The organism is Cellulomonas sp. RIT-PI-Y (assembly GCF_025642745.1).
Classification (GTDB): domain Bacteria; phylum Actinomycetota; class Actinomycetes; order Actinomycetales; family Cellulomonadaceae; genus Cellulomonas.
The window spans coordinates 1-13104 of sequence record NZ_JANZKP010000076.1 but is presented as its reverse complement, the minus strand read 5'-3'; the positions used below and the strand labels follow the sequence as shown (position 1 = coordinate 13104).

Sequence of the window (13104 nt, the reverse complement as noted above, 5' to 3'; positions counted from 1 at the left end):
GGGGTCGTGCGGGCCGAGCTCGGCCTGGAGTACGACCTGCTGATCGTGTCCGCCGCCGACGCCGAACAGGACGACCCGCTGTTCCGGGCCGGGACCGCGGCCTGGGAGGCCGGGGACGCCGACGCGCAGACCGCCGTCCTGGCCGACCACCGGGACGCCGTGTTCGGCTACGTGAGCGACCGGTTCACGATCGCCTCGGCCGGGCAGGACTGCACCCCCGCGTGGGACGGGGCCGCGCGGATCGAGCAGCGGGAGGGCGTGCCCTACGCCTTCCTCGACGTGGACTACACCTGCGCGGAGTCGGACGGCGCGCACGAGGTGACCAGCACGCTGTTCCCGGACGACGAGGAGTACGTGACCGGCACCACGGTGGTCGTCACCTATGCGCTGGACGCCACCAGCGGCAGTGCGGCGCTGGACACCTCTCAGCCGAGCTTCTCCACCGCGCAGACCTGGTCCGAGCGCTTCGCCGAGTTCTTCCTGCTCGGGGCCGAGCACCTGCTGTTCGGGCTGGACCACATCCTGTTCCTGCTGGCCGTGATCGTGGGATCGCGGCGACTGCGGGAGATCGTGCTGACCGCGACCGCCTTCACCCTGGCGCACTCGATCACCTTCATCCTGGCGGCGACCGGACTGGTGCACGTCTCCGCCGCGGTGGTCGAGCCGATCATCGCGCTGTCGATCGCGGTGGTGGCGGGCTGGCACCTGTGGCGGATCCGCACCGGCACGCAGGAGCTGGACCGGACCGGCGGGGTGTTCGGACTGGACCGGGCCGGCTGGATCCGGATCGGCGTGGTGCTGGTCTTCGGTCTGGTGCACGGCCTCGGGTTCGCCGGAGCACTGGGCATCGACGAGCCGTGGTCCTGGCGGCTGCTGTGGTCGTTGCTGGTGTTCAACGTCGGGATCGAGGCGGTGCAGCTGGCGATCATCGCGGTGGTCTTCCCGGTGCTGGCGCTGCTGCGTCGCCGGTGGCCGGTGGTCGAGACCTGGGTCACCGGGACGATCGCGACCGGGGTCGGGCTGATGGGCACGGTGTGGTTCGTGCAGCGGCTGTCCGGTCTCTGAGTCCCTGCCGTGTCACTTGCCTGCACTGACCAGGTGTTCCGGGTGAGGCCATGCACCCGCCCGCCGTCGTTCAGCCGGACGTCACCCGCCGGGTGAACCGTGAGTCCGCTCGACCGGTTGTACCGATTTCTCCCCTTTTCCCGCACGCAGAGAACGGACGACTCATGTCCCTCAGCACGACAGCACTGCGCGGGTGGACGCACCGGGTGCCTCTCCGGCTCACCGCCCTCGCCGTGGGCGCCGTCGTCGCCCTCGGCAGCGTCACCGTGGCCACCCCGGGCGTCGCCCAGGCCGCGGACACCACCTACACCGGGATCATCCTCGGCGTCGGCGCCGACGAGACCCAGCGCATGGTCACCTGGTACACCTCCGCCGACGTCGACCAGGTGGTGCAGGTGGTGCCCACCGCGTCCCTGGTCGACGGACAGTTCCCCAGCACCGGCGCGGTGAGCTTCGCCGCCACCGGCTCCGCGAACATCGCCACCTCCGGCGGGTTCAACCGGCACGCCACCCTCACCGGGCTGGCCGAGAACACCAGCTACACCTACCGGGTGGGCTCCGCCGACGCCTGGTCGGGATCCGCCGCCTTCCGGACCCAGTCCTTCGAGGGCGACTACGACTTCCTGTTCTTCGGCGACCCGCAGATCGGCTCGTCCGGCAACGTCGCGAAGGACCAGGAGGGCTGGGTCGACACCGTCGACGTCGCCACCGCCGCCAACCCGGACGCCGAGATCCTGGTCTCGGGCGGCGACCAGGTCGAGACCGCCAACACCGAGGCGCAGTGGGACGCGTTCCTGGCCCCGCAGCAGCTCAAGGAGATCCCCTGGGCCGCGACCATCGGCAACCACGACGTCGGCGGCAAGGCCTACGAGCAGCACCTGGCCACCCCGAACACCGACCGCTCCGGCGCGTACTACTCCAACGGCCAGCCGACCTCCAACAGCTCCGGCGGCGACTACTGGTACCTCTACAAGGACGTGCTGTTCATCGACCTGAACAGCAACTCCTACGCCACCTCCCAGGGTGGCGGCGGCGACGCGGCACACGTCGCCTACGTCACCGACGTGATCGACAAGCACGGCGCGGACGCCAAGTACACCGTGCTCGTCTACCACCACTCGATCTACTCGGCCGCCTCGCACGCGCAGGACGCCGACAACGGGGTGCGTCGCACCGACTTCCCGGCCACCTTCTCCGAGCTGGGCGTCGACCTGGTGCTCCAGGGGCACGACCACGTCTACACCCGGTCGTACCTGATCAACAGCGGCCAGAAGGCCGACGCCGACGAGCAGCCCGGTCAGGCCGACGTCTTCGCCGGACCCGGCGGCGTGCTCTACGTGACCGCCAACTCCGCCTCGGGGTCGAAGTACTACGACATCACCACCCCGACCGCCGGTGGCGGCACCTCGGGCGCGGCCACCGGCCCCGACCCGTTGAACCCGGACAGCTACTGGTTCAACTCGGTCCAGAACCAGGAGCACGTCCGCACCTACGTCAAGGTCCAGGTCAAGGCGGACAAGCTGGTGGTGGAGAACATCCGCTCCGGCACCTGCGACGCCCCGAACGCCGCCGTCGAGCTCGGCAAGGTCTCCTGGTGCGGCCCGGACAGCGGCGCCACCGCCGACCAGCCGGTGGGCTCGGTCATCGACTCCGTGACCGTGCACCCGTACCAGGGCGAGGGCCAGGAGATCCAGGTCGCCGTCCCCGACGCCGCACCCGGTGAGTTCGGCTGGACCATCGACGGCTACAACGGCCTGGTCGACCTCGGCACCGCCGTGGACAACGGCGGGCAGTTCTTCGAGGCCACCGGCGAGATCAACCCGATCACGGTCACCGACACCCGCCGGGCCGCCTCCCCGTGGTCGATCTCCGCCTCGGTCGGCGAGTTCCACGACGCCGGCAAGACGTTCTCCGGCTCCGCCCTCGGGTGGACGCCGAAGATCATCGAGGCCGGCGCCGGCGCCCGGGCCGGTCGTCCGGTCGCCTCCGGCTACGACGGCGGCACCGGCCTGTCGGTCTCCCGCGCACTGGGAGCCGCCGACCAGGGCCACGACACCGGCGAGGCCACCCTCGGCGCCGACCTGGATCTCAAGATCCCCGGCACCGTCGACAAGGGCACGTACCGCGCCACCCTCACCATCACCGCACTGAGCAGCTGACACCGCGGTGGGGGCGGGCGCACCGCGCACCCGCCCCCACCCCGCACTCCCCCGAGGTCGCCATGTTCCTCCGCATCGCCGCCGCCGCCCTCCTGCTGGGCGCGCTCACCGTCCCCGCCGCACAGGCCGCCGACACCGACGTCACCTGGACCGTGCGCACCGCCTCCGGCGACCTCGGCGCCGACCGCACCGGCTTCGACTACCACCTCGACCCCGGCGGCAGCATCGACGACGCCCTGGTGGTCGCCAACCACGGCGACGAACCCCTGACCCTCGCGGTCTACGCCGCCGACGGGTACACCACCGACGCCGGCCAGTTCGACGTCCTGACCGGTGGCACCGACTCCGCCGCCGTCGGACTGTGGCTCGCCGCCGGCACCGACTCGGTCACCGTCGAGCCCGGAGCGACCGTCGACGTCCCCTTCACCCTGACCGTCCCGGAGAACGCCACCCCCGGCGACTACTCCGGCGCCCTGGTCACCTCCCTCACCCAGCCCGACGAGCAGGCCGGGATCACCGTCGACCGGCGGCTCGGCATCCGGGTCGACCTCCGGGTCGGCGGCGACCTCGCCCCCGCGCTGAACGTCACCGACGTGCACCTGTCCTACGACGGCACGATCAACCCGGTCGGCGCCGGCGACGGGTCGGTCAGCTACACCCTGCACAACACCGGCAACACCACCATCTCCGCGCAGCAGGACGTCCAGGTGTCCGGGCCGTTCGGCTGGTTCACCGTCGACGCGGCGGACCTGCCGACCGCGCCGGAACTGCTGCCCGGCGAGAGCTGGGACGTCACCGTGCCGGTGTCCGGCGTGATGCCCTCCGTCCGGATCGGGGCCGCCGTGTCCGTGGTGCCGGTGATGACGGACGCCGCCGGATCGACATCCACGCTGGCCGCGGTGCAGGGGAACGCGCACGAGTGGGCGGTCCCCTGGGCGTCGCTGGTGGTGCTGATCGCGGTGGGCGGACTGGTCTGGTGGGTGCTGCGCCGACGGACGGGCCGTGCCGGGCGGGAGGACGCCCGGGTCGAGGCTCGGGTGCGGGCGGCGTTGGCCCGGCCGGCGGGCGACGAGCCGGTACCGGCCGGAGCCGGAGAGGCGCGCTGAGGCGATACGGTGTGTGCTGCGGCCGGGTGGTCGGCGGCGGGGCCTCTAGCTCAATCGGCAGAGCAGCGGACTTTTAATCCGCGGGTTGTGGGTTCGATCCCCACGGGGCCCACCCCCACGTTTGCGACTCCAACCCGAGCAGACCACGTCCATCTGCTGAAGGCCTGCACTGAGCGGTCAGGCGCTCGGGTCGGGCTCGGCGTCCTGCGCCACCCGTGCCACGTGCAGAGCCAGGTAGGCGACCTCGTCCGCACTGAGGGTGGCGCGCAGCCGGAGTTGGACCAGTCGGGCGAGCTGGTCGGCGGTGGCCGCCGCCTCGGGGTAGGCCCGCCGGATCGCGTCACCGATCTCCGAGTGCCGGCGGTCGTCGAGCTGTCGGCCCTGGTGGATCCGCACGAAGAGGTACCGCAGATGGGTGACGAACCGGCCCACGCTGACACTGCCGGGAGCGACCTCGACGTCGTGCGCGGCGGCGACCACGTCCAGGAACTGGTGGATCAGGCCGGTCATCGTGTAGGTCTGCGACAGGTCCCCGGAGGCGAAGCCCGCGTTGACCAGATGCAGGGCCAGGCCGACCGCCTCGGTCTCCGGCAGCGGGACGCGCACCCGCTGGTTGATCGCCCCGAGGAGGGCGACCGCCTGCCGGTGCTCCTCCGCGTAGAGGTTGGTCACCTCGGCCAGCAGCGGGTACTCCACCGTGTCGCCCGCCGCCGCGCGGTCCAGGGCGAAGCCCACGTGGTCGGCCATCGCCACCACCAGCGCCGGTTTGGCCGCGATCCGTTCCAGGCCGACCGCGGTCAGCGCCTCGCCGACCAGCTGGAGATGCTCCGGCGGGATGTCGGCGAGCAGTCCGGCCAGGTGGTCCGGGTCGCGGCCGTCGTCCGGACGGAACACCCGCACCACACGCTCACGCACCACCGGCGACCCGGGCCGGGCCTGGAAGCCCAGTCCGCGGCCGGTGAGGATGACCTCGGTGCCGTTCTCATCCCGCGCGAGGATCAGGTTGTTGTTGAACACCCGCAGGACTTCCACGCCCGTACCCCTCCTCGGTTCCGGTCGACGGCCGCCGTGGCGGGACGCTATCGCCCCGCCACGGTGGCCCGCATGCTGCGCGCCGGTCAGGCCTCGATGTCGATGACGGCGTCGCCGCGGGCCACGACCCCCGGGGCGTGCGGGGTCACCGCGGTGAGCGAGGCGGAGTTGAGGACGGTCACCAGGGTGGTGGTCGCGAACCCGGCGGCGGTCACCGCGGACAGGTCGACGGTGGCGAGCAGGTCGCCCGCCGCCACCCGCTGACCGGTGGTCACCGCGACCGTGAAGCCGGTCCCGGCCATCTGCACCGTGTCGATCCCGACGTGCACCAGCACCTCGATCCCGTCGTCGGTGCGGACCCCGAAGGCGTGCCCGGTGTCAGCCACGGTGAGCAGCTCGCCCGCGACCGGCGCGACGACCTCGCCGGAGGAGGGCACGATCCCGACGCCGTCGCCCAACGCGAGGGAGGAGAACACCGGGTCACCGGACTCGGCGAGCGGCACCACCTCACCGGAGACCGGGGCGGCGACGACCGTGGTCGGCGCGCTCGCTGTTCCGGCAGAGGAGGAGGTCGGGTCAGCCGAGTCGGCCTCTGCCACGGTCACCGACCGGTCCGCCCCGGCGAGGGCCAGATCGGCCTCGACCTGGGCGCGGGCGGCCAGCGCCTCGGCCCGCTGCTCCGGAGTGCGGTAGTCGGAGACGATCACCAGCAGCATCGACACCGCGAAGGCCGCGGCGATCGAGATGACGTAGACCGGCATCGGGTCGAAGACCGGGATGGTCAGCAGCGAGGTGAAGGCGAAGGCGTTCGTGTCGACGCCGCCCATGAAGCCGGTGATCAGGCCACCGACCAGGCAGCCGACCAGCATCCTCGGGTAGATCCGCTTGAACCGCAGGTGGATGCCGTACAGCGACGGTTCGGAGATGCCGCCCAGCAGTCCAGCGGCGAGCGCGCCGGTGGCGGTCTGGCGCATCTGCGAGTCGCGATCCCGGATCGAGAGCACCAGGACACCGGCGGTGGCGCCGAAGCACGCGAAGTTCCAGGCACCCATCGGGCCCTGGATGAAGTCGTAGCCGAGGGTGTTGAGATTGACCAGCATCAGCGCGTTCAGCGGCCAGTGCAGACCCAGCGGGACCAGGAAGGGGTAGAGCAGCGGGATCACGATCGCGAAGACGATCGGCGCGTTGCCGTTCAGCCAGGCGAGTCCGTCGCCGAGGCCGGAGCCGAGCCAGATACCGAGCGGGCCGAGCAGGAACGCGGTCACCGGGATCATCACGACCATGGACAGCGCCGGGACGAAGACCATCTGCACGTTCTCCGGGAAGATCCGCTTCAGCGCGCGGTACACCGGAGCGAGCACCGCGACCATGATGAGCGGCACGAACACCTGTCCGCCGTACTCGTTGAGCTGCATCGGCAGCCCGAAGACATCGGCCACGCACGCCGTGGTGCCCAGCGTGTCGTTGGTGGTGCAGACCGTACCGGCCGCCGAGGTCAGGCTCAGGAAGTCCGGTGTCATGACCGCGGCCATCACGGTGGCCCCCAGCCACGGGTCGACCTGCAGCTTCTTGGCTGCGTTGTAGGCGACCATGATCGGCAGGAAGTAGAACACCGCCCGCCACATCGCGTCGACGAACACCCAGGTCGCGGGCTTGTCGTCCGCCCGGAAGTCGACCACGCCGAGGGCGTCGAGCACCGCCGCGGTGGCGATGATCAGCGAGGCGCCGAGCAGTACGCCCAGCAGCGGACGGAACGAGTCGGACAGGTACTCGAACACCGAGTCCAGCCAGGCGACCTTGCCGCGGGCCCGGGACCGCGCGGCGGCCTTTACGTCGGCGTCGGACCGCTGCCCGGTGCCGACCCCCGCCATCGACGGCAGGTGCGTGATCTGGGTGTAGACCGACTGGACCGCACCGCCCACCACGACCTGGAACCGGTCGCCGGACTGCGGGACCGCGCCCAGCACCCCCGGCACCTGCTCCACCGCACCGGTGTCCACCACCGAGGCGTCGTGCAGCTCGAATCGCAGGCGGGTGGCGCAGTGCGTGAGGCTGACGACATTGGACGGTCCTCCGACCGCCTCGATGATCGCCTCCGCCTGGTCCCGCGTCGTCGCGGACGTCATGTGGAACTCCCTTGTCTTGTCTGTCCACCGACATCCGGGCACAAAAAAGACCTGAGCTGCATCGCTGCTGCTCAGGTCTTGCCCCGCGACGATGGCGGGTAACAACCCCGATGGTGGAACGGCTCAGGTTCGGCGGTCACCCTAGCACCACCTTTCGGGGCAACCCGCGGGCCGGAAGTCCCAAGGGTGTGGCCGCCGGAGCGTTCGTGCGTCGACGCGGGCACGGCTGGCCCTGTGCGCGGTGCTGTCCTTCGTCGCGCTGACGATCGCCGTCGCTCCGCTGTTCGCGATCGTCGTTCCTGCTGACGCCGGGCCGGGTCAGGCCGCCGACGTTCCTGTCATCTCTCTGATCGGCACCGGTCTGGCGACCTGGGATTTCGCCCGAGCGCGGCAACGCGCTCGACGCATCACGCTCACCCCGCCACCTCCGCCAGCCCCTTGAGCTGCTCCGGCAACGCCCGCCCGTGCCCGGCCATCGACCGGGCCCACAGCCGGCCGGCTCGGTAGGACGAGCGCACGAGCGGACCGGCCAGGACGCCGAGGAAGCCGATCTCCTCCGCCTCCTCGGCGATCTCCGCGAACTCCTCCGGGTGCACCCACCGGGCGACCGGGAGGTGGCGGGGCGACGGGCGCAGGTACTGGGTGACGGTGATGATGTCGGTGCCCGCGTCGTGCAGGTCGTGGAGGGCCTCGCTGATCTCGTGCCGCTCCTCGCCCATGCCCAGGATGAGGTTGGACTTGGTGATCATCCCGGCGGAGCGTCCCTGGGACAGGACGTCCAGGGACCGCTCGTAGCGGAAGGCCGGGCGGATGCGGCGGAACACCCGGGGCACGGTCTCCACGTTGTGCGCGAAGACCTCGGGGGCGGCGTCGAAGACCTGCTGCAGGTGATCGGGCCGGCCGGAGAAGTCGGGGACCAGGATCTCGACGCCGGTGCCCGGCGCCTGGGAGTGGATCTGCCGAATGGTCTCGGCGTACAGCCAGGAGCCCTCGTCGGGCAGGTCGTCCCGGGCGACGCCGGTGACGGTGGCGTAGCGCAGCCCCATCCGCGCGACGGACTCCCCGACCCGCCGGGGCTCGTCGACGTCGTAGTCCGCCGGGCGGCCGGTGCCGATCTGGCAGAAGTCGCACCGGCGGGTGCACTGGGCGCCGCCGATCAGGAAGGTGGCCTCGCGGTCCTCCCAGCATTCGAAGATGTTCGGGCAGCCGGCCTCCTGGCAGACGGTGTGCAGCCCCTCGTCCTGCACCAGGCCCTGGAGCTGGCGGTACTCCGGACCCATCCGGGCCCGGGTCTTGATCCACTCCGGCTTGCGTTCGATCGGGGTCTGCATGTTCCGCACCTCGAGGCGCAGCAGCTTGCGCTCCCCGGGGGCGGCGGCCCCCTGCGTGCCGGTCATGCGGCGGTGGCCCGCGGCAGCTCCGCGACGGTCGGCAACAGGTCGTCGAGGGCCGTGACCACCTCACCGACGAGCCCGGCGACCGTCACGGGCCGGTGCGAGGCGGCGGCCAGCGTCGTCACCGCCGCGTCGGGGAGGCCGCAGGGCACGATCCGGTCGTAGGGCTCCAGCGAGTGGTCGACGTTGAGCGCGAAGCCGTGCATCGTGACGCCGCGCGCCACCCGGACCCCGATCGCGGCCAGTTTGGCGTCCGGCGCCCCGGAGCGCTGCACCCACACCCCGGAACGACCGTCGACCCGCACCGCCCGGACCCCGTGGTCGGCGACGACCCGGATCAGCGCCTCTTCCAGGACGTGCACGTACGCCACCACGTCGATCGGCTCGTGCAGCCGCACGATCGGGTAGCCGACGAGCTGGCCGGGGCCGTGCCAGGTCACCCGCCCGCCCCGGTCCACCGCCACGACGGGGGTGTCCGTGAGCTCCGGATCGGGCAGCTCACTGCGGTGCGCACGCCGGCCGGCCGTGTAGACCGGGTCGTGCTGACAGAGCAGCAGCGTGCCGGGCCGGGTTCCGGAGGACACCCCCTCGTGCAGCGCGCGCTGGAGCGCCCAGCCCTCCTGGTAGTCCAGCGGCGGACCGTCGATCCCCCGCTCGATGGTGGTCAGCATGGAGCCGACCGTAGCATTGTTGGACTGAGTCCAACAATGCTGACGGATGTCGCTGCCGTCCGGGTCAGCCGCTCGATCTGCTACGCCGCGACCAGCTCCCGGCGCTTCCCGGCCAGGACCGCGACCGCCTCCTCACGGGTGGCGACGTAGGTGACCGGGAACCCGGTCTTGGTCGAGAGCCGCTGCATCTGGATCGCGACCAGCGGGTTCGACGCGACGAACGCGCACCAGGTCAGCCCGTTGCGCACGGCCTCGGCCATCATCGCCTCGTGGGTACGCTGCACCTTCTCCGCCTGTGCCGGGTGGGCGCTGAAGTCGACGAGGAAGGTCCACCCCTGCCGGTTCTCCCGGTAGGCGGCGGACAGGACGCGCACGTAGTCGTCGCAGGTGGCATCGCTCCACAGCCCCTCGCAGACGTCGCTGAGCTGGTTGAGATCGCGGTCCCAGAAGATGTCGAAGCCGCCGGTGACGTCGGCCTCGGCCAGGCGCAGACCGCCGGTCTGCTCGGTCATGACCGCTCCCATCCGAGCGATCTCGGTGACCGCGACCCGGCTCTGCCCGGCCGCCTCGGCGTTGGAGCGGGCCAGCCCGGCGACCGTGGTGATGGAGTCGGCGATGTTCGCCACCTCGCTGGCCACCCCCTGAGCCGCCTCGCTGACCTGCTGCGTCGTCAGGCTCTGCTCCTCCACGGCCGAGGAGATGGTGAGCTGCGACTGCGAGATCTGGTCGATCACCCGCGTCACCGTCTCGATCGCGCTGACCGCCTCGACGGCATCCGCCTGGATGCGCCCGAGCATCCCGGAGATCTCCTCGGTGGCCCGGGCCGTCTGCTGGGCCAGCTCCTTCACCTCGCCCGCGACCACGGCGAAGCCCTTGCCCGCCTCTCCGGCGCGGGCCGCCTCGATGGTGGCGTTCAGCGCCAGCAGGTTGGTCTGGCCGGCGATCGAGGTGATCGCCTCGATCACATCGCCGATCCGGGCCGTCGACTCACCCAGCGAGGTGATCGTCGCCGACGCCGAGGCCGCCGAGCCGACGGCCTCCTGCGCGACACGGGACGCGTCGGTGGTGGTGCGGGCGATCTCACCGATCGAGGCGCGCAGCTCCTCGCTCGCGGCGGCCACCAGCTCGACGCTCTCGGTCACCTGCTGCGCCGACTCCTCGATGCTGCCGGCTTGCTCGCTGGTGCCGCGAGCGCCCGCACTGAGGGTGTCGCCGATGATGCCGAGCTCCTCGCCCGCGATCGTGAGCAGCTTCGCCTCCGGGGCGATCGCGCCGAACACGTCCGCGACGCTGCCGATCGCCACCCGGACCGGCGCCTCGGTCCCCGTGGTGTCCGCGACCGAGGCGGGCTCCATCGCGGCCGCCAGGTCACCGGCCTCGACGGCCCGGGCCACCGCCCACAGCCGGGCGGTGGCCCGGGCGCGCAGGGTCTGCGCGGACCGGTGCAGCAGGACGACCGCGACGACGGTGGACAGGGCGATCGCCCAGGCGGCGATCCCGTCGGTGACCGCGGTCGCGACCACGCCGACCACCGCGACGACCGGGCCGGCCGCAGACAGCGCGGTGCTGCCGGAGCCGCGGGTCCCGGGCGAGTTCGGACCCGGGGCCGCCGGGTGCTGGATGACGGACATGCGTGTTGGCCCTTCGACGGAAGAAGCCCCCTGTGTCCTCCCTATCGGCAGCGCCGGGCTCTCGTTCACGGTTCTGCGAGGCCCCGAGGCGAGGGCCGGGCGCTCACCGTCGCTCGTCTCACGCCACGTCGCGGCGTGCGGTGCGCCACAGCCCGACGGCCAGCGGAACCCCGACCCACAGCAGCGTGGAGGTCAGCAGCCGGACCCACCCGTCACCGGTCAGCGACCCGGCCATGAGCTCGGCCAACGGCCCCGACTGGTCGAGCCAGCGTGCGGGCTCCCGCAACGCGGGCACCAGCGTGGCCACCACGGTCCAGGCCGTCGGCAGCGCGAGGTAGGCGACGATCGCCGCCGGTGTCGACAGCAGAGACAACCCGAAGCCCAGGCCCTGGAGGACCAGCAGGATCAGGGCGAGCGCCAGGCCTCCCAGCTGCCCGCCGTGCACGGTCCAGGACGGGACTCCCCCGTGCACCAGCCCCCCTGTCAGAGTCGCCAAGGCGGCCGCCGCGACCGTCACCACCATCACGCCGAGCGCGAGCAGCACCCCGGCGGCGGCCTTGGCCCCGTGCACCCGGATCCGGCGGGGCTCGAGCACGAAGGTGGTCACGGCGGTGCGTTGCGACCATTCCGAGGTGGCCGCGAGCACACCGATCAGCGGCAGCAGCAGGAGTTGCCCGACCGACGCCGCCTCGGTCATCGTCGCCCACCCGGGAGCCTGGTCGGCGGCCCAGAGGAACAACGCCATCAGCACGATGTCGACCAGCACGATCAGGGCGAGCAACCACCGTCCGGCCCGGGTGTCGACCTGCTTGCGCAGCTCGACCTCGACCAGACGCGCCCATCGGATGCCGGGAGGCGCCGCGGACGGCGCGCGCCGTGCGGCGGTGGGGTCGGCGGTGGTGGTCATGCGGTCACCTCGTCACGGTCGGAACCGGCGGTCAGGGCGAAGAACAGGTCCTCGAGCCCCGCTGTTCGGGTCGGTCGCAGCTCGGTCAGCACCACGCCGGCGTCCAGCGCGTGACGACCGACGTCCTCCGCGGACGCGGATGTGCTCAGTCCCCCGTCGGCGAGGGGCCTGACGTCGTTCCCGCCGGCGATGAGCGTCCGGGCCAGCGTGCCGTCGTCCAGGCTGCGCACCTCGGCGCCCGGTGCGGACAGCAGGTCCTGGGCCGTCCCCTTCGCCAGCACTCGGCCGCGGCCGATCAGCACCAGGTCGTCGGCGATGACCTCGACCTCGCGGAGCAGGTGTGAGGACAACAGCACCGTGCCGCCGTCATCGGCAAAGGATCGCAACAGGTCGCGCATCCAGCGGATGCCGGTCGGGTCCAGCCCGTTCGCGGGCTCGTCGAGCACCAGCACCTGCGGTTCACCGAGCAGCGCGTGCGCGAGGCCCAGCCGCTGGCGCATCCCCAGCGAGTAGGTACGGGTGCGGGAGTCGGCCTCAGCGGCGGTCAGGCCCACCCGGTCGAGGCACGCGGCGACCCGGCTGGACGGCAGCCCCATCAGGCGTGTGGACAGCGCGAGCACTTCCCGCCCCGAACGCCCGGCGTGCTGCGCGGACGCGTCGAGCAGCACGCCGACCGTGCGTCCGGGGTTCGGCACTCCGCGCAGGCGTCGGCCTGCGACGGTGGCGGTCCCGGACGACGCGGTGGCGAGGCCGCAGAGCACGCGCAGGGTCGTGGACTTCCCGGCTCCGTTCGGGCCGAGGAATCCGGTGACGCGGCCGGGCTCGGCGGTGAAGGACACATCGTCCAGCACGCGCGCCGGCCCGTACCGCTTGGTGAGGTGAGCAATCTCGATCATGGCTCCAGCGTCGGCGTGGCCGGCCTCGTGCCGCGTCGCCCTCGGAGCTCGACGCCCGGCCCTCCGGGAGGAGGATCACCTGCGTCCCGGTGGGAGGCCTCTCCTCCTTCCGGGGGA

Annotated in this window: 11 protein-coding genes and 1 tRNA gene; 5 read left to right on the top strand and 7 right to left on the bottom strand. The window is 72.0% G+C overall.

Annotated features, from left to right (window positions below):
- The 4 genes from OGL89_RS16135 to OGL89_RS16120 all read left to right on the top strand — a co-directional run.
- A partial coding sequence (locus OGL89_RS16135; RefSeq protein ID WP_263121192.1) for a HupE/UreJ family protein occupies positions 1-1065 on the top strand: 1065 nt, incomplete at its 5' end.
- 164 nt (positions 1066-1229) lie between these two features.
- Positions 1230-3224, top strand: coding sequence for a metallophosphoesterase family protein (locus tag OGL89_RS16130; protein WP_263121191.1), 1995 nt, complete (start codon positions 1230-1232; stop codon positions 3222-3224).
- A gap of 62 nt (positions 3225-3286) precedes the next feature.
- Complete coding sequence (locus OGL89_RS16125; RefSeq protein ID WP_263121190.1) at positions 3287-4330, top strand: DUF916 domain-containing protein; 1044 nt, start codon at positions 3287-3289, stop codon at positions 4328-4330.
- A 39-nt stretch (positions 4331-4369) separates the two neighbouring features.
- A tRNA-Lys gene (locus OGL89_RS16120) sits at positions 4370-4442 on the top strand.
- Between the two features lie 65 nt (positions 4443-4507).
- On the opposite strand, the gene OGL89_RS16115 is transcribed toward OGL89_RS16120, so the two are convergent.
- Complete coding sequence (locus OGL89_RS16115) at positions 4508-5362, bottom strand: PRD domain-containing protein (RefSeq protein WP_263121189.1); 855 nt, start codon at positions 5360-5362, stop codon at positions 4508-4510.
- An 86-nt stretch (positions 5363-5448) separates the two neighbouring features.
- Entirely contained in the window at positions 5449-7488 is a 2040-nt protein-coding gene (locus OGL89_RS16110; RefSeq protein ID WP_263121188.1) for a glucose PTS transporter subunit IIA, read from the bottom strand.
- 241 nt (positions 7489-7729) lie between these two features.
- On the opposite strand from OGL89_RS16110, the gene OGL89_RS16105 reads away from it, so the two are divergent.
- On the top strand, positions 7730-7930 hold the full coding sequence (locus OGL89_RS16105; RefSeq protein ID WP_263121187.1) for a hypothetical protein: 201 nt from the start codon (positions 7730-7732) through the stop codon (positions 7928-7930).
- On the opposite strand, the gene lipA is transcribed toward OGL89_RS16105, so the two are convergent.
- The 5 genes from lipA to OGL89_RS16080 form a co-directional block, all read right to left on the bottom strand.
- Complete coding sequence (gene lipA, locus OGL89_RS16100) at positions 7902-8885, bottom strand: lipoyl synthase (RefSeq protein WP_263121186.1); 984 nt, start codon at positions 8883-8885, stop codon at positions 7902-7904. The genes OGL89_RS16105 and lipA overlap by 29 nt on opposite strands.
- A complete protein-coding gene (gene lipB / locus OGL89_RS16095; RefSeq protein WP_263121185.1) occupies positions 8882-9553 on the bottom strand; it encodes a lipoyl(octanoyl) transferase LipB in 672 nt (223 codons plus the stop codon). Before lipB ends, lipA begins: the two co-directional genes overlap by 4 nt.
- Positions 9554-9633: 80 nt before the next feature.
- Positions 9634-11184: a methyl-accepting chemotaxis protein gene (locus tag OGL89_RS16090; RefSeq protein ID WP_263121184.1), complete on the bottom strand. Its 1551-nt coding sequence runs from the start codon at positions 11182-11184 to the stop codon at positions 9634-9636.
- Between the two features lie 118 nt (positions 11185-11302).
- Positions 11303-12091 carry an ABC transporter permease gene (locus OGL89_RS16085; protein WP_263121183.1) on the bottom strand — a complete coding sequence of 263 codons (789 nt, stop codon included), beginning with the start codon at positions 12089-12091 and terminating at the stop codon, positions 11303-11305.
- Complete coding sequence (locus tag OGL89_RS16080) at positions 12088-12987, bottom strand: ATP-binding cassette domain-containing protein (protein ID WP_263121182.1); 900 nt, start codon at positions 12985-12987, stop codon at positions 12088-12090. Before OGL89_RS16080 ends, OGL89_RS16085 begins: the two co-directional genes overlap by 4 nt.
- Between the last annotated feature and the right edge of the window lie 117 nt (positions 12988-13104).